This window comes from Robiginitalea sp. SC105, assembly GCF_014243345.1.
Taxonomy (GTDB): domain Bacteria; phylum Bacteroidota; class Bacteroidia; order Flavobacteriales; family Flavobacteriaceae; genus Robiginitalea.
The window spans coordinates 529,446-550,931 of record NZ_JACLZF010000001.1 but is presented as its reverse complement, the minus strand read 5'-3'; the positions used below and the strand labels follow the sequence as shown (position 1 = coordinate 550,931).

Sequence of the window (21,486 nt, the reverse complement as noted above, 5' to 3'; positions counted from 1 at the left end):
CCTTATTCGGGCTGCCAGAGGTTGTTCCCCAGGTCGATGTCTGCCATCAGGCCGGAAGGGTCGATGGCAATCGCCTGGATCTCTTCCAGCGGGATGTCCAGTACCAGGTCATAGACGGGTTGCGCCCAGGGCCAGTCGGCCCGGACCTCCCGTTCAAACCCCTGGTAGGGGTTCGCTTTTTCGCTCCGCATCATCCGCAGGGGCAGGTAATAGGTCTTCCGCGTGCCGTCGTTGAGAACCACCAGCAGGTCGATGGGCATGGGCATCAGCCCGATGCGTTCCAGGGATACCCGCGTACCCCCGCCGGCTGCTTCCACGCTTTTCACCCCGTAATCGATGGTGTTGGTGGTTTGCGCGAAGTCCGTCAGGTACCAGTCCAGTTCTGCCCCGCTGACTTTCTCGGCCACCCGGATGAAATCGTTGGGTGTGGGGTGTTTGAACCGGAATTCCCGGAAGTACCGCTGGATGGTCTCCATCAGTTTGTCCTGACCGATCACATATCCCAGCTGGGCCAGGAAAACTGCCCCTTTGCTGTAGGCGGATATGCCATAGCCCCCGTTGAAGGCATACCGGTCTGCATGGGTGGTAAGGGGTTGCTCACGACCCGAGGTGGCCAGTCTGCGGTAGCCGTTGTACGAACCTTCAAAGGGGTTTTCCCGTTGCTGCTCCATTACGGCATCCATGCAGAGGGCGGAAATAAAGGAAGTGAATCCCTCGTCCATCCATTCGTGTTTGGATTCATTGGTGGCCAGCACGTGCTGAAACCAGGAATGGGCCATTTCGTGGATGGTAACCCCCACCAGGCTGCCGAAAGAACGCTCCCCGGTGATCAGCGTGCTCATGGCGTATTCCATGCCCCCGTCGCCCCCCTGTACAATGGAATACTGCTCATAGGGGTACGGGCCGATGTTCCGGTTGAAAAACTCCATGGCCGCTGCCGCCCTGGGCTGGAGGTTTTTCCAGTTCTCCAGGATTTCAGGGTTGTCCTTGTAGAAAAAGTGCAGGGTCGTTCCGTTATCGAGCGCTAGTGTATCGTGGATATACTCTGGGTCGGCCGCCCACATAAAATCGTGTACATTGGGCGCCTTGAAATGCCAGGTCAGGGTCTTGCCCTTGGTGCGTACCCGGGTGCCGGCCTGTTGGTAGCCATGCCCGACTTCCTGCGGGTTCTGCAGGTAGCCGGTGCCGCCCACCACATAGTCCTTGTCGATGGTCAGTTTCAGGTCAAAATCCCCCCATACCCCGTGGAATTCCCTGGCGATGTACGGATTGGCATGCCAGCCTTCAAAATCGTATTCGGCCAGTTTGGGGTACCACTGGCTCATGGACAGTGCCACGCCCTCGCTGTTGTTGCGGCCGGAACGCCGGATCTGCACGGGCACCTGGCCCTCAAAGGTCATGTCGAAGGTGGTTTTCCCTCCCGGCAGCAGGGGGGCGTTCAGGGGGACTACCAGGACGGTTCCCTCCTCCTGATAGGTCAGCGGGGCCCCATCCTGTTTCAGGGAGGTGGCGTGCAGGTAACCGATCTCATCCGGGGACAACCCGGCAATGCGGCTTTGCCCGTCCTCGACCATCCGGCCATCCGGGTCCTCGATGCTCTGCAGCCGCATATCCATCTCGCTGCCCGGCTGGAAGGCGTTGAAATACAAGTGGTAGTACACCCGGTTCAGCGTATCGGGCGAATGGTTGGTGTATACCAGTTTCTGTGTGCCCGTATACCGGAAGGTTTCCACATCCATGGCGACTTCCATTGCGTAGTCCACTTGCTGCTGCCAGTAGCCGGTGTTGCCCTGGGAAAATACCGTGGCCGCGAGGAGCAGGAAGAGTGCTGTTACTTGTTTCATAGGGGGTTCATTTAGGGTTGTGCCACACCGCGATCCACCTGGCTTGCCAGGATCAGGGCGTTGTACAGGTTTGCGATTTTACCGGAGCGGGAAGCCGAGGCAAAGGGCCGGGCGTTTTCCGGGTTGCCGCCCAGGATGACGCTGGATTTCACCGCCAGCCCGGATTGCATGATGATTTTCTTTACCTGGGAGGCAGACAATCTGGGGAAACGGGAGCGGATGACCGCCGCAATCCCGGCCACCGCAGGCGCCGCCATGGAAGTGCCCCCCTGGAATTCATACGTATTGCCCGGCATGGTGGAGTAGATATCGCCGCCGGGCGCAAATACATCCACGTGGCTTTTGCCATAATTGGAGAAGGAAGAGACCATTTCCGATCCGTACTGGCTGTCCAAGGAGCCCACGGTCAGTACATTGTCCGCGAATTCCGGGTCGTTGCCCATCTGGTCGGTCGGGTAATTCGTGTTTTCCGGCAGGTCCAGGTCTTCCGAGTCATTGCCGGCTGCATGGACGATCAACACATCCTTTTCCGCGGCGTATTTTATGGCGTCATACACCCATTCGGCCCGGGGGGAAAAGGGTTTCCCGAAACTCGCATTGATGATGCTCGCGCCGTTGTCTACCGCATAGCGGATGCCCAGGGCGATGTCCTTGTCGTATTCATCCCCGTTGGGCACGGCCCGCACGGCCATGATCCGCACCTGGTCCGCGACCCCGTCAACCCCGATCCCATTGCCGCGCTCCGCTGCAATGATACCGGCCACATGGGTGCCGTGGGACTCGTCGTCCACCCGGTTGCCCGGGTTGCCGTTGCCATAGCCCCGGTCGTCGATGTCATAGGGGTCGTCCCCGACGATTTCCCGCCCGTTGAATGCAGTGTTGAAATGATAGTCCAGGCGCTCGGAGAAATAGGAAATGCCCTCCTGCAGCTGGTCCATTACGGCATCGATGCTGTCCTCGAAGTTGTACATCTGCTTCAGGATGGATACTGCCTGGGCCAATTGGGGGTCCTGGGTCTGGATGCCCTGTACGTCGGCCTGGGCATAGCTGTCTTTGCCCAGGTGCGCCTTGACCGCGGCATCCGCATTCTTTACCGCCTCGAGGATCTGCTCGTACCGCTGCTTGTTCGCCGCGGTTTCCGCTTTTTCGGCCTCCAGTTTTTTGCGCGCCCGTTCCTGCAGGGAGGCATCCCCCAGCTTCAGACGCAGGATCCGCGCCGCTTCGAGTTGTTCGTTATAGGATTCGCCCAGGAAGTTATAGCCGTGGATGTCGTCTACGTACCCGTTGTTGTCGTCGTCCACGCCGTTGCCGGGGCGTTCGTCCTGGTTGGTCCAGAGTACCCCGTCCAGGTCCTCGTGGTCCAGGTCAATGCCGCTGTCCAGCACGGCCACCACCACGGTTTGCCCTTTCAGGGAACCTAGGACCTCCTCATAGGCCCGGTCCACGCTCATCCCGGGGATGGAATCCCGGACCAGGTCCGCATGTGACCAGTGTTTCGACTGCACTTCCGTCAGTTCGGTCACCTTGGGGACCACGCTGTCTATATTTTCCACCGGGGTGCTTACCAGGCGGGTGGAGCCGCAACCCCACAATAAAAGTCCCGCCCCAAGTATGCCGACAGGGCGCATCAGCTCATTCAATTGCTTCATGTTAGTTTCATTTGTTTAATCCGAAAATCCGGCTCCCGGATGCAGCGCCTCGAACAGTTCAAAGCAGCCCCGGTCCGCCAGGGTCACGTAGCCCGTTTTGCCATCGGGCCCGGCAAAAGTAAGATTACTGGGCTTTTTACCCGAAAGCTGGTATTCTTTTAACATTATGCCCTCCGGGCTCAATACGGCGATCGTGCCTTTGTCGTAGCGGGCAATGTAGAGATTGCCGGCCTGGTCGCAGCGCATGCCGTCCAGCCCGAAATCCGCGAATTCGAAAAATTTTTCTTTCTGCCCGGGTTGCCCGTCCGGGTCCAATGTGTAGCGCCAGATGGTCCGCTGCACCGATTCGTTGACGTAGAGGTGGCGGTGATCCGGGCTCAGGGCAATGCCGTTGGTCGTGCCCATTCCGGACTCCAGCAATTCCACGGTCCGGTCTGGGCGGACGCGCCAGATGTTGCCGGAATCCCGGGACCAGTCCGGGTCGCTCAGGTAGATGCTGCCATCCGGGTGGATACAGAGGTCGTTGGGCTGGTTCATGCGCGGTTCCTCAGCCCAGACCTGGGGGGTAGTGGTGCCGGCCGGGACCCGGTAGACGCGGTGCCCGACATAATCGGCTATAAACATGTCCCCCCCGGGGCCGAATGCAATGCCATTGCCCACGCTCCCTTCCGGCAATTTCAGGAAGAGGGAAGCCTCCCCCGATGGGGTCACCCGGCCAATGGTCCCCTCTTCTGCATAGTTTACGGCGTACACATTGCCGGCCGCATCGGTTGCCGGGCCTTCGATCCCCGGGGTAAAGGTGCCCTCGTCCAGCAGGTCCGAACTGTCTGCGCCGTTGCCGCAAGCGCTCAGGAGGAGAAAGCCCGCCAGAAACGACAGGCTGGAAACCCGGTACTTTCTGCCGGGCATGCCGGCCGGGCAATTAAAAGAGTGTGTCAAAATCAAAACTTTTATCCAGGCGGATGCCTTTTTCGGTTTGCTGCAGGGTACAGCATTCATTTTGGGCGTCGTGTTCCAAAAACAGCACGAATTCTTCCTTGGCGGCTTTTTCCAGGAAGGCGGCTTTTTCCTCCAGGGTAAGCAGCGGCCGGGTATCGAACCCCATCACATAGGGCAGGGGGATATGGCCCACGGTCGGCAACAGGTCGGCCATAAACACCAGGGTTTTGCCCTTGTACCGGATATGGGGGATCATCTGCTTGTCCGTATGACCGTCCGCGTACAGGATCCCGAATCCCAGGGGGCTGTCTTCCTGGTAAGGCTCCCCCTGTCGCGGGATAAACTCCAGCTGGCCGCTTTCTTCCATGGGCAGGATGTTCTCGCTCAGGAAGGAGGCTTTTTCCCGGGCGTTGGGCTGGGTCGCCCATCGCCAGTGGTCCTCATTGGTCCAGAATCGCGCATTTTTAAAAGCGGGCTCGTAGCCGGTTCGGTCTGCATTCCATTGGATGCTACCGCCGCAATGGTCAAAATGCAGGTGGGTCAGGAAGACGTCGGTGATATCGTCCCGGTGGAACCCGGCGGCTTCCAGGGAGGTGTCCAGTGAATGGTCGCCCCAGAGGTAGTAGTAGCCGAAGAATTTCTCGGATTGCTTGTTTCCCATTCCGGTGTCGATCAGGATCAGGCGGTCGCCGTCCTCAATGAGGAGGCTGCGTGCGGACATCTCGATCATGTTGTTGGCATCGGCCGGGTTGGTGCGGGACCACAGCGACTTGGGCACCACGCCGAACATGGCACCCCCGTCCAGTTTAAAATTGCCGGTTTCAATGGGGTATAAGGTCATCGGGGAAATTTACGCCCTGCAAAATACGAATAGAAAGCCCCAAAGGCGAGGCGATTAACAAAGTTTTTATTTTTTGTTGCCCGGAACAGGCATTCCAAAATGTTCCCCGAGCCGCTGCCCGAAATAGCGCATCCGCTTGATTTCACGGATGCCGAGCAGCCGTTCGTTTTTCAGGATCAGCAGGCCCTTTCCGTTGGATTCCACATGGTAATACGGGTTGCTTTCCAGGAACAGGACCAGCTCGTCCGAAAACATTTCAGCAATCGGCTCCGGGTCTGCCCCGCTCAGGTGAAAGCGCCGGTTGAAGTCCGGATGATCGTCCAGGGGGATATCCCGGAATCCGGCCAGGTCGTAGAGGAAGCCCAGGAGCCCTTCCCTGTCGAGGGTGAAGACAGGGAGTTCCTGGTCACATTCGATATACAGGACCGTAGCCTTGACAACTTCCCTGGCCGTGAATATCCCTTCCGTAAACTCAATGTCCATTAGCCGGAAGTCCCCGGCTGCATTCCGCAATTCGTTATAGCTGTAGGCCAGCTGCCGCCGCCGGAAAAATATAAAATCCCGGAGGAAGCGCGTATCCGTGTTGCGCTCCGGCCGGTAAACCCAGTCGTATTCTGCGGCGGTTTGCTCAAGGGATCGCTGGCGGCCCGTAAAGAAATGCTCAATGGGTTTAAGGACGGAGAGCTGCGTCAGTTTCCGAAGCGCAAAGGGGTGGGTGGATTTCGTATGGTGTTTGTCCAGGCCGATGAGTTCCAGGTGGCCCCCCCGCTTCTCGAAGGTCTCCGAATAATTCTCGACACTCTCCAGGACGGTGTCGTCCACAAATTCGCAAAGGGAAAAATCAAGGACGAGCTCCTCGTTTTCGGGAACGGCGTCCAGCTTGTCCTTCAGCCGGTAAAAATTGAGGAAGTTGCAGAAGTATTTGACGCTGGCATAGTAGTTTTCTTCCCCCTCGCGGAACAGCAGGACGTTTGGCTTGAAAACGTTGCGGAGGAACAGGCCGATGCTGCGGGTGACGATGACGTGGAATACGAAAGTAGTCAGGATCCCCACGGCAATCCCAGTGATCAGGTTGGTCAGCAGGGTAGTTGCCAGGGTGACCAGGAAAATGATCAGCTGTTCCTTCCCGATCCGGGCCATTTCCTTGAACTGTCCCGGGGTGGCCAGCTTGTATCCGGTGTACACCAGGATGGCGGCCAGGGCTGAGAGCGGGATGCGGCGCAGCTGTTCCTGGAAAACCAGGACAAAGAGCAACAGCAGCATGGCATGCAGGAAGTTGGAAGACCGGTTGGTAGCCCCGTTGTTCACATTCACCGAGCTCCTCGCAATCACCGTGACCACGGCCAGCCCCCCCAAAAAGCCGCTGATAACCGAAGCCAGGCCCAGGGCTTTCAGGTCCCGGTTCACGTTGGAGCGGCGGTTGGCCGGGTCCAGCTTATCCAGGGCCTTGATGCTCAGCAGGGATTCGATGCTGGCAATAAAGGTGATGGCAAAAACCGCTACAAAGAAATCCCGGTCCCAGGCGTGTGAAAAATCCGGGAACACAAAACTGCTCGCCAGGCTGTCCGGCAGGCGGATCAGGAAATCCGCCCCCAGGGGATAGGGCTCCTGCAGCCATTGGTAGACGTAGCTCATCCCTACTGTCAGGATCAGGATCCACATGGGGGCAGGGATGAGTTGGACCACTCGGTTCCGGATCCTGCCGTAAAAAATCATGATCATCAGGGAACCCACCCCGATCCCGGCTGCAATCCAGACCTGGGCCCCGTCGGCCAGGAAAAGCTGGTAAAGCCCTGAAGGAATCCGGCCCAGCAGAGACACAATGCTCCCGGAAACCTGTGTGTGCCCGATCATGATGTGGAATTGCTTGGAGAGGATCCCGATACCGATCGCGGCCAACATCCCCTGGATGGCGGAGGCGGGGAAAAAATCGGCCAGACGGCCCATCTTCAGGAAACCCAGCAGGATCATCAGGCCCCCCGCAAATACTACGGCGGCCAGTGTAAAAAGGTAGCCCTGGTACAGGTCCCCTCCCCCCAGGGTGGTGATGGCGCCCAGGATGACGATGACCAGGCCGTTCCCCGGCCCGGCAATGGTGACGTGGGATCCCCCCAGCAGGGCCACTACCATCCCCCCTACGACTGCGGCAATCAGCCCGGAAATAGGGGGGGCATCACTGGCCAGCGCCAAGCCGAGCCCAAGCGGCAGGGCCACCAGGGAAACCACAAAACCCGCAAACAGGTTCCTGGGCAGTTCCCGGGTAAAGGCGGCCATTTGTTTTTTCCGGGCGCTCATGGGTTGCGCACGATTAACAGGTCGGTGGGAAGGTCCGAGAGGATGTATTCGATATCCTGCGGGAAAATCCGGCCCCAGATCTGGGATCGCCTCGGGGCGTTCATCACCAGCAGGTCGGCACGCACCACTTCGGCAAAATGCCCGATGGAGTAGCCGCGCTTCCCGAAAATAGGCTGGGTTTTCAGCGTGATGCCGCGGGTCAGTTCCCGGGGGAGCTGAGCAACGATTTCAAGAACCCTACTGTTTTCGCGCCTTTTGATGCGCTCCTTCATCAGCGTTGCCCGCTTCAGGGTCCGGTCGTCCACCACCTCCACGGCAACGTCCCGGGCGCGTATTTCCTCCACGACGGTCACCTGCTTTGCACCTAGCACCTGCGACATCCGGAAGGCGGTCGCAATCGCCAGCGGCGTGTCCGGGTCGTCCAGGCCATTGACCACGATATGCTGGCAGGGAACCCGCTCGATGGCCGGCCTGATCAGCAGCAACACAGAACACCTTATTTTTCGCGTTAACTGCCGCGCGATGGACCCCATGTAAAACCGGTAGCCGTGTTCGTGCTGCCGTGCCCCGAGGAGCAACAGGTCCACCCCGTAAGCTACTGCTGCCTCCAGGATAACGGGGACGGGTTCTCCTTCCCTCCAGGCCACCTGAACCGCTTCCGGGCCCTTTGGGATTCCTTCCAGGAGGGCCCCGAGCTGCTTTTTCTTTTCCGCAGTGGGCACACCCACATGGAGGAGAATCAGCCGCGCTTGCAGGAAGCCGGCCAGTCGCGTCACCTCCATCAGGTTTGCTTCCAGATTGGGGGAGAATGCAAAGCCGAATAACAGGGTTTTATAGGAGATGCCGGAAAGCGCCATAAGCTCGGATAGGGGGATAAGATAACAATATTTGCAGATGGCGCCCCAGAACTGGGGAGATTCCCTATTTTTGGAAATCACACCAACCACGGACGCATGATTGAACTTGCGGGCATAGTTATTCTAGGGATAGTAGCACAATGGGTCGCCTGGCGGCTGAAGTTGCCGGCCATCCTGCCTCTCATCCTGATCGGGCTGCTGGTGGGCCCCATCTCCACGTTGTTCACCGCAGACGGCAACAAACTGATCGAACCCATCTGGAACGGGAGCCAGGGCCTTTTTCCCGGGGAGGGCCTGTATTATTTTGTATCCCTGGCCATCAGCATCATCCTTTTCGAGGGCGGCCTCACCCTGAAGCGCTCCGAGGTGGCCAACGTGGGGCCTGTAATCACCAAGCTCATTACCCTGGGCACCGTGGTGACCTTTTTCGGGGCAGGTATCGCCGCCCACCTCATATTTGACCTGCCCTGGCAGATGTCCTTCCTGTTCAGCGCCCTGATCATCGTGACGGGCCCTACCGTGATCACGCCCATCCTCCGGAATATCCCGCTCAAGAAAGACGTGTCGGCCGTGCTCAAATGGGAGGGCATCCTCATCGACCCCATCGGGGCATTGGTGGCCGTACTGGTGTATGAGTTTATCAGCGTCGGGGAAGGACAGGCCTATACGAAAACCGCCCTGATCGAATTCGGCAAGATCCTGCTCTTTGGCTTTACCTTCGGCTTCACGTTTGCCCACGCCCTGGCCTTTGTGATCAAAAAGAACTTCATCCCCCATTACCTGCTCAACGTGGTGGCCCTGTCCACCGTCCTTGGGGTTTTCGTGATGTCCGACATTTTTGCCAAGGAATCGGGCCTGCTGGGCGTGGTCGTGATGGGGATGGTGATGGGGAACACCAACCTGCCCAACCTCAAGGAGTTACTCTATTTCAAGGAATCCCTCAGCGTGTTGCTGATCTCCATCCTGTTTATCGTCCTGGCGGCTAACATCGATTTGCCAGACCTCGAACTCATCTACACCTGGAAAACAGCCCTGCTCTTCGCGATTATCGTCTTCCTGATCCGCCCGGCAGGGGTGTTGCTGTCCACGATGGGGTCCAACCTGAAAACCAACGAAAAGCTCTTTATCGGCTGGGTGGGCCCCCGCGGGATCGTTGCGGCGGGGATCGCCTCCCTGTTCGGTTCCAGGCTGCTCAACCGGGGCGAGGACGGGGCAGAATACATTACCCCCCTGGTATTCATGATCGTGCTGGGGACCGTGCTGCTGAATGCCACCACGGCCCGGATGTTTGCCCAGCTCGTCGGGGTATTCCTCAAGAAGTCGGAGGGAATCCTGATCATCGGCGCGTCCAAGCCCTCCCGCCTGATCGCCCAGTACCTCCAGAAAAACAAGCGCCACGTGGTGCTGATAGACACCAACCAGACCAATGTGGAGAAGGCCCACAGCCTGGGTTTGGAAGCCATGGCCGCCGACATCTATTCCGATACGCTGAGCGACAACATCGAACTGAGCGATGTGGGCTACCTGATGGCCCTTACCCCCAGCGCGGACATCAACCGGTATGCCATTGAAAAGTTCAGGACCCAGTTCGGGGAACAGGGCTCCTTCCGGCTGGTGGATACGGATGAGATGAACAACCCGGAGAACAACCCAAAGGAAGGACTGTTCTCCCACACGGATGACTTCATCAAGTTGGCCGAGGCCACCCGCCGCTATCCCGCGGTGCATGAAATGGACCTCAAGGACCGGCAGCACTACGAGGGGCTTATCGAGATCACCAAAGCCGAGGACTATTCCATCCCGCTTTTCCTGAAGGACCCGGAAGGCGACCTGGAGATCATCCCGGCGTTTTCCAAGGATTTCAAGGACATTACCGACGGCTACAAACTCGTTTACCTGGGCAAGATGCTGGACCTGGATGAGGAGGATGAAGAAGACAGTACCCGGCTGAAAAAGGAGGAAGATACCTCCGAAAGCGATTAAGGCCGGGCGGATTCCGGGGCGACCCGATGGGGTCAGAAGCCCTAATCGTTCAGCTTCAGCACGGCCATAAAGGCCTGCTGGGGGATCTCCACGTTGCCGACCTGCCGCATCCGCTTCTTACCCTTTTTCTGTTTTTCGAGGAGCTTCCGCTTCCGGGAGATATCCCCCCCGTAACACTTGGCCGTAACGTCCTTCCGCAGCGCCTTGATGGTTTCCCGGGAGATGACCTTGGAGCCGATGGCCGCCTGTATCGGGATGTCGAATTGCTGGCGGGGGATGAGTTCCTTAAGCTTCTCGCACATGCGCTTGCCAATGTCATAGGCGTTGTCGAAGTGCACCAGGGCGGAGAGGGCATCCACCATCTGTGCGTTGAGCAGGATGTCCACGCGCACCAGCTTGGAGGTACGCATGCCGATGGGGCTGTAGTCGAAGGAGGCATACCCCTTGGAGACGGTTTTCAGCCGGTCGTAGAAGTCAAAGACGATTTCAGCCAGGGGCATATCAAAGGTGAGCTCCACCCGATTCTGGGTAAGGTAGGTCTGCCCGGTGATCTCCCCCCGCTTGTCAATGCAGAGCGACATCACGTTCCCGACAAAATCCGCCTTGGTGATGATGGTCGCCTTGATAAAGGGTTCCTCCACGTGGTGGACGGTGGAGGGGTCCGGCAGGTCGGACGGGTTGTTGACGATGACCGGGGTCTCCGGGTCCTTGGTGGAGTAGGCGTAATAACTCACGTTGGGGACGGTGGTGATCACGGTCATGTCGAATTCCCGCTCGAGGCGTTCCTGTATGATCTCCATGTGCAGCATCCCGAGGAAGCCGCAACGGAATCCGAAGCCCAGGGCGGCGCTGCTCTCGGGGGTAAAGACTAAAGAGGCGTCGTTGAGCTGCAGTTTTTCCATGGAAGCCCGGAGTTCCTCAAAGTCTTCCGTGTCTACCGGGTAGATCCCGGCAAAGACCATGGGCTTGACGTCCTCAAACCCGGCAATTGCCTTGGGTGTGGGGTTTGCCGCATCGGTGATGGTGTCCCCCACTTTTACCTCCCGGGCATCCTTGATCCCGGTGATCAGGTACCCGACGTCCCCGGTGGAGATCTTTTGCCTGGGGAATTGTTTCAGGCGCAGCGTGCCGATTTCGTCCGCATGGTATTTCTTGCCGGTAGCCACGAACTTGATGTGCTGCCCCTTGCGGATTTCCCCGTTCATCACCCGGAAGTAGGTCTCCACCCCCCGGAAGGGATTGTAAACCGAGTCAAACACCAGGGCCTGCAGGGGGGCGGCCGGGTCGCCCTTGGGCGCCGGGATCCGCTCGATAATGGCGGTGAGGATCTCCTGTATCCCCAGGCCGGTTTTGGCGCTTGCCGGGATCACCTCCTCGGGCTTGCAGCCGATCAGGTCCACGATATCGTCTGTCACCTCTTCCGGGTTGGCGCTGGGCAGGTCCACCTTGTTCAGGACCGGGATGATCTCCAGGTCGTTTTCCAGGGCCAGGTATAGGTTGGAGATGGTCTGCGCCTGGATGCTCTGGGCGGCATCGACCACCAGCAGGGCCCCTTCACAGGCCGCGATGGAGCGGGACACCTCGTAGGAGAAATCCACGTGCCCGGGGGTGTCGATGAGGTTCAGCACGTAAGGCTCGCCCTCGTGGATATAGTCCATCTGGATCGCGTGGCTTTTGATGGTAATGCCCCGTTCGCGTTCCAGGTCCATGCTGTCCAGCAGCTGGTCCTGTTTCTCGCGTTCGGTCACCGACCCGGTAAAATCCAGCAGGCGGTCCGCCAGGGTACTCTTCCCGTGGTCAATGTGGGCGATAATGCAAAAATTCCGAATATTCTTCATGCGATCCGAAAATAGGTCGCAAATATACGTGTTTGCGGCCTCAATCCTGCCACTCGGCAATAAACAAATTCGTGTCCCGCGTGCCCCCGTTGTTGCGGTTGCTCGAAAAGGCCAGGTACCTGCCGTCGGAAGAGAATACCGGGAAGGCGTCAAAGGTCTCCCCGTGGGTCACCCGCTCCAGGCCCGTACCATCAGTATTGATGAGGTAGAGGTTGAATGGGAAGCCCCGTTCGGCTTCGAAATTGCTCGAAAACAGGATCTTGTCCCCGTCCGGGTGGAAAAACGGGCTCCAGTTCGCATTCCCCAGGAAGGTGAGTTGCCGCAGGTCGCTGCCGTCCGCATTGCAGATAAAGAGTTCCATTTCCGTAGGCTGTACCAGGCCCTGGGCCAGCAGTTCCCGGTACTCTGCAATCTCGGCCTCGGTCTGCGGGCGGGAAGCCCGGAAGATGATCTGTGTGCCGTCGGGGGAGAAGAAGGCGCCCCCGTCATAGCCCAGTTCGTCCGTGATCTGCCGCACATCCGAGCCGTCCAGGTTCATGGTGTACAACTCCAGGTCACCGCTGCGGTCCGAGGTGAACACGATGCGGTCACCCTGGGGCGAAACGGTGGCCTCTGCGTCGTACCCCGGTTCATCCGTCAGCCGGTCCACGATATTCCCTTCCAGGTCGGTCACGAAGATGTCGAAGGAATCATACACCGGCCAGACATATTTCCCGTTCGACCTCAGGGGGACTTCGGGGCATTCCTCCCCGGCCAGATGGGTGGAGCCGTAAAGGATGTGCTGGTTGTCCGGCAGGAAGTAGGCACAGGTGGTACGCCCCATACCGGTACTGACCATGGGAGGGCGGCTATCCGCAAAAGTTTCCCCTGCGTCCATCAGGAACAACTGGTCGCATTCCAGGCCCCAGCCTGCATTGTTGGACTGAAAGACAAGCTGGCGGTCGTCAAAGCTCCAGTAGGCTTCTGCATTGTCCCCCCCGAAGGTCACCTGCCGGATGGATTTAAAGTGCTTCTCCCCGGGGTAGATCAGGGTATCGGAGGAAGATGCCATCGGGCTGTCGGTGGATTCCGTGGCGGATCCGGCGTCCCCATCCTGTTTTTGGGCCTCCTTGCAGCCCATTAGCGAAATTCCTGCGAGCAATAAAAGTAAGATTCTCATGGAGATGCGTAATTTTGGTAAAAATAGAAGGAAGCCATGAAGTATAACAAGGTTTTTGCAGGAATTCTGTTGTCGGGGATGCTCCTCGGGGCTGCCGGGTGCCGGAAGTCCCCTGCACCTGAGGTGAGCATGCAGGAAGATGTGAACCTCCTGGCCAGTGATTCCCTGGCCGGCCGGGAAACCGGGACCGAAGGGGCCCGCATAGCGGCCGAATACCTGGCCGACCGGATGGAGGGCCTGGGGCTGCAGCCTGCCGGCCTGGACGGGGGGTACTACCAGAGCTTCAGTTTTCGCCCACGGACGGACCCCCATGGGGAAGTGGCTTTCGGGGACACCTCGGACAGCTCCGTAACAGCCATGAACGTGCTGGGCCTGCTGGACAACCAGGGGGAGCGGACGGTGGTGATCGGGGCGCATTACGACCACCTGGGCATGGGGGGCGAAGGCTCCCTGCACCGGGGCGACCCGGATATCCACAACGGGGCCGATGACAATGCCAGTGGGGTGGCTGTGATGCTGCGGCTGGCCCGGGAACTGGCCGCAAGGGAACCGGCAGCTGCGACGGGATCCCGCGACAACTACCTGTTTATCGCCTTTTCCGGGGAGGAAATGGGGCTTCTCGGTTCCAACTACTTCGCCAAGAACCCGAATATCGACCTGGGGGAAGTCCCCTACATGGTCAACCTGGACATGGTGGGCCGGCTGCGGCCGGACAGCACCCTTTCCATCAGCGGGACGGGCACAAGCCCGGTGTGGAACCAGATACTGCGTTCCCAGAACCCCGGCTTCAAGCTGGTCCTGCAGGAATCCGGAGTGGGGCCGTCGGACCATACCTCCTTTTACCTGCAGGATATCCCGGTCCTTCACTTCTTTACCGGCCAGCACCCGGATTACCACCGGCCTTCGGACGATGCGGACAAGCTGAACTATGAGGGTATGGAGCAGATTGCCGGCTACATCCTGGACCTGACCGCCGCCATGGAGAAGCAGCGGGAGGTGGCCTTCCGGAAAACAAAGAACGAAAGCGAGGAAGTCCCCCGTTTCAAGGTGGGGCTCGGGGTGGTGCCCGACTACCTGTTCGACGGGACCGGCATGCGTATCGACGGGGTCAGCGAGGACAAACCCGCCCAGCGTGCCGGGCTGCAGAAAGGCGATGTTGTGGTGCAGCTGGGCGACAGCACCATCACCGATATGATGAGCTATATGCGGGCCCTTTCCTCCTTTGAACCCGGGGACAGTACCACCGTGGTGATGGAACGTTCCGGCAAGCGGGTCACGGCAGAAATCGGATTCTGATACCTGGCACCCGGGGTGTCGCGGTACACAATCCACCCACCCCCCCGGCCGGGTAAGGAGGGATAGGCAGCAGGACCAGGGGGAGGCACCAGGCCCAGACGCCGGAAACGAACGCTGGAACATGGCCGCCTGCGTAGGCTAATTCTTTCAAAAATCGGCGGTCCGATCCGGGAATTTTTATAGTTTTAGGCCAGCCCAATCTGAATTGAAGTTACGAATCTTGCTTTTGCTGGGGTTTTCCCCCATCGCCCTGCATTGCCAGACCTACACGGTCTCCGGTTTCGTCAAAGACACCGACGGAGCCCCCTTGCCCTATGCCAATGTACTGCTCCTGAGGCCGGCCGACAGCGTCCAGTTCCTGGGGGCCTCCTCGGACGAGTCCGGGTTTTTCCGGCTCGAGGGCGTCCCCCCCGAATTGTACTTGCTGCAGCCTAAATATTTCGGCTATCAGTCCGACCCGGTCCCCCTGGAGGTCCGTGCCGATTTGCGGATCGGCGCCCTGGTGATGAAAGAGGATGCAGACCAGCTGGACGAGGTTGTGGTCACCAGCCAGCGTCCCACCATCGAGCGGAAGGCGGACCGGGTGGTCTTTAACGTGGAAAACACCGTCCTGAGCTCCGGCAGCACCTGGGACATCCTCCGGAATGCCCCCGGGGTCATCGCCGGCCCGGAAAGCCTGGAGATCCGGGGCCAGGCCGCTACCATCTACCTGAACGACAACAAGGTACAACTCAGTCAGGAGGAGGTGATGGAATTGCTCAAGGGACTTACCGGCGACCTGATCCTGTCGGTGGAGGTGATCCCCCTGCCCCCTGCCAGCTTCGAGGCCAGCGACGGCCCCATCCTGAATATCCGCACCCGCCAGAACATCGTCCCCGGGTATAAGGGCAGCGTCCGCGGGGAATACACCCAGGCGGTCTTCCCCAAATACAGCCTGGGCACGAGCCACTTTTTCAAAAATGAAAAATTCGGGGCTTTTGCCAGCTATTCCATCGCCCCCCAGAAAGAGCTGAAAGTCTCCGACAGCTATATCAACTATATCGATGCCGGCAACGATATCTATGCGCGCTGGGACACCCGCATGGACCGGATTGCGCGCTCCCGGGCCCAGCAGGGGAACCTGATTCTCGATTACAACCCGTCGGGCCGCGACCAGCTGAAACTGACCGCGAACCTGGGTTATTCCCCGGACAAGCGCAGCGCCTACACCCTGGCCACCGCCATGCGGAACGGGCAGGGCGTACTGGATTCCACCCTGCGGACAGCTTCTGTCCTGGACGAAGACCGGCTCAACGCCTCCGCCGAACTCAACTACCAGCGCAGCCTGGGCGAAAAAGGCGCCACCCTGAAGGCCGGGGGACACTACACCTATTTCCGGCTCGACCGGACCCAGGACGGCAACACCGACTATTTTGACCCCTCGGGCGCCTTCCTGCGGGACTTTTCCTTTGCCACGGATGCCGGGCAGCGCATCGATATCTACACTTCGCAACTGGACCTGGACCTCCCCGTGGGGTCCGGCAACCTGGAGACGGGGCTGCGGGGCTCCTTCATCGAATCCCGGAATGCCATCGACTACCTGGACGTGAACAATGCGGAGCCACCCTTCGACATTGCGCTGACAGACCGATTCACCTATAAGGAGCAGGTCTATGCCGCCTATGCGAGCCTGTACCAGGAGTGGGCCGCCTGGTCGCTCCGTCTGGGGCTGCGGGCCGAACAGACCCATGTGCGGGCCCGTTCCGAGACCCTGGACGAAATCAACAACCAGGACTACCTGGAGCTCTTCCCCACCCTCTATCTGGGCCGCACCCTGGGGGAGAAGCACAGCATGTCCCTGACCTACAACCGGCGGCTGACCCGCCCGAATTACCAGGACCTGAACCCCTTCCGGTTTTTCCTCAACGAGAACGACTACAACGAGGGCAACCCGGGCCTCGTGCCGAATTTCAGCCACAATTTCAACCTGAACCTCTCTCTGGACAACACTTACTTCATTGACCTGTACTACCGGGACAATGGCCGGTTTATCAGCACGCTGAGTTTCCAGGACAATGTGAACCAGACACTGCTGGAGATCAAGCAGAATACCCAGGGCAGCATCTCCTACGGCCTGGATTTTACCGTTTCCAAAACCCTGCGGGAATGGTGGCAGCTCTACGCCTACAACTCGCTCTTCTACGAGGAGGAAACCCTGCTGGCCGTCCTCAGCCCCCAGGAAGCGTACACAAACCGCGTGAGCGGGCTCTATAGCTACCTGAGCAACTCGTTTACGCTCTCCGGGGATGGCACCTGGACGGGCGACCTGTCGCTGCTTTACCTGAGTGGCTTTTTGCACGGCTCCTTCAAGCGCTCGGAGACGATGACCCTGGACGCGGGCATCCGCAAATCCCTCTGGAATGGCCGCGCCGCCCTCACCCTGGTGGCCGAAGATTTGCTGGGGCGGGCCAACGCCACCTATACCTCCCGGTACTACAACCAGGACAATGCCTTCTACTCCCGTCCGGAAACCCGGTTTATCCGGCTGGGCTTTACCTATAATTTCGGGAATTACCGCCTCGGCAACCGGGCCGCCGGCCTCCGGAACAGCGAACGGGACCGGATCCGGGAGGACTGATCCGCGCGGGCATTTCAGATAACCGGCACCTTTTTTTACAAACCCGCCCCCGGATTTGCCGGGAAATCCTCCTTATTCGTAGCTTTGTAGCGCTAAAACAGCAGGTTATGCCACGGATCGGCCCCATTGAATTACCGGATTTCCCCTTGTTGCTCGCCCCCATGGAGGACGTGAGCGACCCGCCTTTCCGCACGCTCTGCAAGGAGCAGGGGGCCGATGTCATGTATACCGAGTTCATCTCCTCCGAGGGCCTGATCCGGGATGCGGCCAAAAGCGTCATCAAACTGGATATCTACGAGAAGGAACGCCCCATCGGCATCCAGATCTTCGGGGCGGAGCTGGATTCCATGCTGCAGGCGGTGGACATCGTCACCGAGACGGGCCCGGACATCATCGACATCAACTTTGGCTGCCCGGTCAAGAAGGTGGTCTGCAAGAATGCCGGGGCGGGGATCCTGAGGGACATCCCGCTCATGGTAAAGCTCACCGAGGCCATGGTCAAACGCACCCACCTGCCTGTCACCGTGAAGACGCGACTGGGCTGGGACCACAATTCCATCAAAATCGTGGAGGTGGCCGAACGCCTGCAGGATGTGGGCATACAGTCCATTGCCATCCACGGCCGCACCCGGGTGCAGATGTACAAGGGGGAGGCAGACTGGGCCCCGATCGCCGAGGTAAAGAACAATCCCCGCATGCACATCCCGGTCTTCGGGAACGGGGACGTGGATACGCCCGAGGCCGCCATGCGCATGCGCGACGTGTACGGCCTGGACGGTGCCATGATCGGGCGCGCCTCCATTGGCTACCCCTGGTTCTTCCGGGAGGTGAAGCACTTCTTCAAGACCGGTGAACACCTGCCGCCCCCGGATATGGAAGCCCGTGTGGCCGCTGCCCGCCGCCACCTGCAAATGGCGATCGACTGGAAAGGGGAGAAACTAGGGGTGTTTGAGACCCGCCGGCACTACACGAATTATTTCAAGGGGATCCCCAACTTCAAGCCCTACCGCATGAAGATGGTCACCAGTGACGATGCCGCCGATGTGTTTGCCGCCTTCGACGAGGCGATGGAAGCCTTTGCCGGTTATGAATTTGCTTAAGCGGGAAATTTGGTGCGCGATAGGAGTACCTAAAGCGTCCCGTCTTGTCCTGCCAAAGGATCCGGGGTGTCGTCAGCCCCGGAGCTCATAAAACCCGTACCTAAATACTCAGCATCTTTTTATCGATCCGGTTGCTCGCGATACGGGCGGCGATGACCCCAAGCACCATGATGGTGGCCAGGACAATCCCCACATTGGCCCATTTCAGGGCCACCGGGTAAGCCAGGGAAGGGGTGATCAGCAGCCACCCGAAGGCCAGCTGGGATCCGATCAGGACTACCCCGATCAACACACCGATGGCGCCCCCGGCACTGGTCACCAGCACCCCCTGCAGGAAGTAGATGCGTCGCAGTTGCCGGATGGTGAGCCCCAGGGAATAGAGCGTTCGGGTGTGGAGCTGCTTGTCCAGGATCATCATGATGATGGCCCCCACCACGTTGAAGAGCGCGATGATCAGCACCAGGGTAAAGATCAGGTAGGTAGCCAGGTTTTCGGTATTCAGCATCCGGTAGAGCGTCTGGTTGAGTTCCCTCCGTGTCCGGACATCCACGCCCCCGCCCAGCGCTTCCCGGATGGCTGCCAGCGTAGCCGCTTCATCTGCCCCGGGCGCCAGTTTCAGGTTGACCCCGGACACCTGCAGGCTGTCCCGCTCAAGCAGCGCCTGCACCAGGGGCAGTTCTGCAAAGATGTATTTCTTGTCCAGGCCCTCCTCGATCTGGTAGACACCCGACAAGACCACGGCCATCTGGTTGTAGGGCTGGTCCCCCAGCCCCTGGGGCGACAGGTTGCCCCTGCCCGGTTTGGGCACCAGTACGATCAGGGGGGAGCGGTAGTCCTGTACGCTGACCGACAGCTGGTTGGCAATGGAGATGCCGGACACTGCCTGTTGGGCGCTGAGGTCCCAGAGGCCGATGTAGAGCGTGCTGTCGATGCCCGTGGTCCGGTTGTAGTCCGAATCCACCCCTTTGATATAGGCGATCATGCTCTTCTGCTGGTGGGTGAGGTAGACCCGCTCTTCCAACTCCCGGGAGTAAGAGGCGATCCCGGGGATGTCCTGCAGCGCTCCCGCCTGTTCCGGCCCGAAGGCAAAGGTTTTGCCGGTTGCCGGTACCACCCGCATGTCCGGGTCAAAGGTATTGCTGAAGGAAAGGCTGAAATTCTTGAGGCCCGCAAAGCCGGAGAGGACGATAAAAAGGGCGGCCGACCCGATGACGATGACGGCAAAGGTGACCGCATTGATGATGTTTACCGCGTTCTGGCTGCTTTTGGAACGGATATAGCGCCGGGCGATGTAGAGCGGGAAGTTCACGCTCAGGATTTTTTGCGGCGGGGGAGCAGGTCCGGGTTCTCGATGGGGTCTTCCCCTTCCTTGAGGGACTTCTCGATGTTCTCGATATAATCCAGGGAGTCGTCCAGGAAGAACAGCAGTTCCGGGACCCTCCGGAGCTGGTTGCGGGTGCGGCGGGCCAGTTCGTGCCGGAACTGGGCTTTCTGGGCCTTGATACCCTTGATCAGGGCGGCGGCCTCTTTGACCGGGAAGATGCTCACGTACACCTTGGCAATGGACAGGTCGGAAGTCACGTGGACCTTGGTCACGGAGAGGATGACCCCCTGCAGCCCGCCGTCGGTGGCGGTGCGCTGGAGGATTTCGGCCAGGTCCTGCTGGAGGACACCGGCAATCTTTTTCTGTCGCTGCGTTTCTTCCACGGCCCAAAAGTACGCACAAATGGCTTATTTTCGTTAAAAATGGGGATGGGAATGCGCAAAATCGAACATATCGGCATCGCGGTCCGCGACCTGGAAGCAGCGAACGACCTGTACGAAAAACTCCTGGGGGAACCCCCCTACAAAATGGAGGAAGTGGCCTCAGAGGGCGTGCGCACCTCCTTCTTCCGGTCCGGACCGAACAAGATCGAACTGCTTGAGGCCACTTCTGCCGACAGCCCCATTGCCCGCTACCTTGAAAAGCGGGGGGAGGGCATCCACCACATCGCCTTTGACGTGGCCGATATCCGGGCGGAAATGCAGCGCCTGAAAGAAGCGGGCTTTACCATCCTCAGTGAGGAACCCAAACGGGGGGCCGACAACAAACTCGTGGCCTTCCTTCACCCAAAGGGCACCCACGGCGTGCTCGTGGAACTCTGCCAGGAAATCTCCTGAAAAGGACCTACTGGTAGGTGTTCAGGTAACTGTCCAGGGAAAATTTGCCCGACCCGTAGACAAAGAAGAACACACAGACCAACAGGACGACTACCGCCGTAATCAGGTTGGCCGGGATCATCTCGCCCAGAAAATTCGTCATGATGGCCCCGAACAGGATCGGAAACTGGAAGGCCACCGCCCAGCGCGTCAGCAGCCCGATGACGATAAAGAACCCGCCCACGAAATGCGCTGCCGCCACGTAGTGCAGGATAATCCAGCTTCCCGGCATGTGCTCGTAGGGCCGCATCATGCTCATGAACATATCCAGGTTCGACATAAAACTGACGCCCTTGACAAACAGGAATACCCCCAGGGCAACCCGCAACACGTCCAGTGCGTAATACGAATGGGCATCTGCCCACTTGTTCCAGGTGTCTATTGTTCCCATGATTAAGTTGTTTTGATGCTATTTAAGTTACTGAATTGTAGGCAGGTAAAAAAATAATTTTATGCCCTGCCCCCGGTGCGGGACCCCGTTCCCAGAGCCTGTCCCGCACACCGTGCTTCCCCATTCGCAGCTGCAGACATGAGTGGTGCTTTCACCCGCCTGCAAGCCCTCTGCACCATCTGCCAAGAACAGGCCCCTGCCCGCTCCCTCAATTAGCCCGGACGGCTTGCAACCTCACGAAATAAGTGGTAATATTGCATGCTCTAAAATCCGGTTTCGGCCCGCGGTTTTCCCGCACCTCCGCAACGCGATTGGAGCATCCGGGAACCGCCCACCCGATTCCCCGGTCCTATAGCTCAGTTGGTTAGAGCACCTGACTCATAATCAGGTGGTCCCTGGTTCGAGCCCAGGTGGGACCACATCAAGCAGCAAACCCGCGCCAGAAGGCGCGGGTTTTTGCTTTCTGGTAGAAAATAAA

General features: G+C 59.1%; 16 protein-coding genes and 1 tRNA gene. 6 read left to right on the top strand and 11 right to left on the bottom strand.

All coding sequences use genetic code 11. The features are described from left to right. Positions 1-2 precede the first annotated feature (2 nt). The 6 genes from H7F20_RS02445 to H7F20_RS02420 all read right to left on the bottom strand — a co-directional run bounded on the left by H7F20_RS02445 (position 3) and on the right by H7F20_RS02420 (position 8,425). The gene (locus H7F20_RS02445) at positions 3-1,844 is read right to left on the bottom strand and encodes a M1 family metallopeptidase (protein WP_185784551.1); all 1,842 of its coding nucleotides are present in this window, start codon (positions 1,842-1,844) and stop codon (positions 3-5) included. 11 nt (positions 1,845-1,855) lie between these two features. Further along, positions 1,856-3,493 carry a S8 family peptidase gene (locus tag H7F20_RS02440; protein ID WP_185784550.1) on the bottom strand — a complete coding sequence of 546 codons (1,638 nt, stop codon included), beginning with the start codon at positions 3,491-3,493 and terminating at the stop codon, positions 1,856-1,858. Positions 3,494-3,508: 15 nt separating this feature from the next. Next, positions 3,509-4,402 carry an SMP-30/gluconolactonase/LRE family protein gene (locus H7F20_RS02435; protein ID WP_185784549.1) on the bottom strand — a complete coding sequence of 298 codons (894 nt, stop codon included), beginning with the start codon at positions 4,400-4,402 and terminating at the stop codon, positions 3,509-3,511. 13 nt (positions 4,403-4,415) lie between these two features. Then, positions 4,416-5,273, bottom strand: a complete 858-nt coding sequence (locus H7F20_RS02430; protein WP_185784548.1) for an MBL fold metallo-hydrolase — start codon at positions 5,271-5,273, stop codon at positions 4,416-4,418. Positions 5,274-5,339: 66 nt separating this feature from the next. Further along, positions 5,340-7,568 (bottom strand): SulP family inorganic anion transporter, encoded by a 2,229-nt coding sequence (locus tag H7F20_RS02425; protein ID WP_185784547.1) that lies wholly within the window; start codon positions 7,566-7,568, stop codon positions 5,340-5,342. Beyond that, positions 7,565-8,425 carry a universal stress protein gene (locus tag H7F20_RS02420; protein WP_185784546.1) on the bottom strand — a complete coding sequence of 287 codons (861 nt, stop codon included), beginning with the start codon at positions 8,423-8,425 and terminating at the stop codon, positions 7,565-7,567. Before H7F20_RS02420 ends, H7F20_RS02425 begins: the two co-directional genes overlap by 4 nt. Positions 8,426-8,521: 96 nt before the next feature. Between H7F20_RS02420 and H7F20_RS02415 the strand changes: the two genes are divergently transcribed. After that, positions 8,522-10,408 (top strand): sodium:proton antiporter, encoded by a 1,887-nt coding sequence (locus tag H7F20_RS02415; RefSeq protein ID WP_185784545.1) that lies wholly within the window; start codon positions 8,522-8,524, stop codon positions 10,406-10,408. 41 nt (positions 10,409-10,449) lie between these two features. On the opposite strand, the gene lepA is transcribed toward H7F20_RS02415, so the two are convergent. Both lepA and H7F20_RS02405 read right to left on the bottom strand, forming a co-directional pair. Then, positions 10,450-12,246: a translation elongation factor 4 gene (gene lepA, locus H7F20_RS02410; RefSeq protein WP_185784544.1), complete on the bottom strand. Its 1,797-nt coding sequence runs from the start codon at positions 12,244-12,246 to the stop codon at positions 10,450-10,452. 40 nt (positions 12,247-12,286) lie between these two features. After that, positions 12,287-13,405: a PD40 domain-containing protein gene (locus tag H7F20_RS02405; protein WP_185784543.1), complete on the bottom strand. Its 1,119-nt coding sequence runs from the start codon at positions 13,403-13,405 to the stop codon at positions 12,287-12,289. Positions 13,406-13,441: 36 nt separating this feature from the next. Between H7F20_RS02405 and H7F20_RS02400 the strand changes: the two genes are divergently transcribed. From H7F20_RS02400 to dusB, 3 genes are all read left to right on the top strand, one after another. Continuing rightward, complete coding sequence (locus H7F20_RS02400; RefSeq protein WP_185784542.1) at positions 13,442-14,701, top strand: M28 family peptidase; 1,260 nt, start codon at positions 13,442-13,444, stop codon at positions 14,699-14,701. A 205-nt stretch (positions 14,702-14,906) separates the two neighbouring features. Next, entirely contained in the window at positions 14,907-17,318 is a 2,412-nt protein-coding gene (locus H7F20_RS02395) for an outer membrane beta-barrel protein (RefSeq protein ID WP_255443954.1), read from the top strand. Positions 17,319-17,425: 107 nt separating this feature from the next. Then, complete coding sequence (dusB, locus tag H7F20_RS02390; protein ID WP_185784541.1) at positions 17,426-18,418, top strand: tRNA dihydrouridine synthase DusB; 993 nt, start codon at positions 17,426-17,428, stop codon at positions 18,416-18,418. Positions 18,419-18,518: 100 nt separating this feature from the next. Here the strand turns inward: dusB and H7F20_RS02385 are convergent, their stop codons facing one another. Both H7F20_RS02385 and rbfA read right to left on the bottom strand, forming a co-directional pair. Continuing rightward, complete coding sequence (locus tag H7F20_RS02385; protein WP_185784540.1) at positions 18,519-19,727, bottom strand: ABC transporter permease; 1,209 nt, start codon at positions 19,725-19,727, stop codon at positions 18,519-18,521. Positions 19,728-19,729: 2 nt separating this feature from the next. Next, positions 19,730-20,125 carry a 30S ribosome-binding factor RbfA gene (rbfA, locus tag H7F20_RS02380; RefSeq protein ID WP_185784539.1) on the bottom strand — a complete coding sequence of 132 codons (396 nt, stop codon included), beginning with the start codon at positions 20,123-20,125 and terminating at the stop codon, positions 19,730-19,732. Positions 20,126-20,176: 51 nt separating this feature from the next. On the opposite strand from rbfA, the gene mce reads away from it, so the two are divergent. Further along, complete coding sequence (mce, locus tag H7F20_RS02375; RefSeq protein WP_185784538.1) at positions 20,177-20,578, top strand: methylmalonyl-CoA epimerase; 402 nt, start codon at positions 20,177-20,179, stop codon at positions 20,576-20,578. Between the two features lie 7 nt (positions 20,579-20,585). On the opposite strand, the gene H7F20_RS02370 is transcribed toward mce, so the two are convergent. After that, entirely contained in the window at positions 20,586-21,008 is a 423-nt protein-coding gene (locus H7F20_RS02370) for a DoxX family protein (protein ID WP_185784537.1), read from the bottom strand. Positions 21,009-21,353: 345 nt separating this feature from the next. Here H7F20_RS02370 and H7F20_RS02365 point away from each other — a divergent pair. Beyond that, a tRNA-Ile gene (locus H7F20_RS02365) sits at positions 21,354-21,427 on the top strand. The last annotated feature ends 59 nt before the right edge of the window (positions 21,428-21,486 follow it).

What these genes read in the sequence shown, in the direction of transcription:
- H7F20_RS02445 (WP_185784551.1), bottom strand. Translation starts at nt 1,844, where the DNA reads ATGAAACAAGTAACAGCACTCTTCCTGCTCCTCGCGGCCACGGTATTT.
- H7F20_RS02440 (WP_185784550.1), bottom strand. Translation starts at nt 3,493, where the DNA reads ATGAAGCAATTGAATGAGCTGATGCGCCCTGTCGGCATACTTGGGGCG.
- H7F20_RS02435 (WP_185784549.1), bottom strand. Translation starts at nt 4,402, where the DNA reads ATGCCCGGCAGAAAGTACCGGGTTTCCAGCCTGTCGTTTCTGGCGGGC.
- H7F20_RS02430 (WP_185784548.1), bottom strand. Translation starts at nt 5,273, where the DNA reads ATGACCTTATACCCCATTGAAACCGGCAATTTTAAACTGGACGGGGGT.
- H7F20_RS02425 (WP_185784547.1), bottom strand. Translation starts at nt 7,568, where the DNA reads ATGAGCGCCCGGAAAAAACAAATGGCCGCCTTTACCCGGGAACTGCCC.
- H7F20_RS02420 (WP_185784546.1), bottom strand. Translation starts at nt 8,425, where the DNA reads ATGGCGCTTTCCGGCATCTCCTATAAAACCCTGTTATTCGGCTTTGCA.
- H7F20_RS02415 (WP_185784545.1), top strand. Translation starts at nt 8,522, where the DNA reads ATGATTGAACTTGCGGGCATAGTTATTCTAGGGATAGTAGCACAATGG.
- lepA (WP_185784544.1), bottom strand. Translation starts at nt 12,246, where the DNA reads ATGAAGAATATTCGGAATTTTTGCATTATCGCCCACATTGACCACGGG.
- H7F20_RS02405 (WP_185784543.1), bottom strand. Translation starts at nt 13,405, where the DNA reads ATGAGAATCTTACTTTTATTGCTCGCAGGAATTTCGCTAATGGGCTGC.
- H7F20_RS02400 (WP_185784542.1), top strand. Translation starts at nt 13,442, where the DNA reads ATGAAGTATAACAAGGTTTTTGCAGGAATTCTGTTGTCGGGGATGCTC.
- dusB (WP_185784541.1), top strand. Translation starts at nt 17,426, where the DNA reads ATGCCACGGATCGGCCCCATTGAATTACCGGATTTCCCCTTGTTGCTC.
- mce (WP_185784538.1), top strand. Translation starts at nt 20,177, where the DNA reads ATGCGCAAAATCGAACATATCGGCATCGCGGTCCGCGACCTGGAAGCA.
- H7F20_RS02370 (WP_185784537.1), bottom strand. Translation starts at nt 21,008, where the DNA reads ATGGGAACAATAGACACCTGGAACAAGTGGGCAGATGCCCATTCGTAT.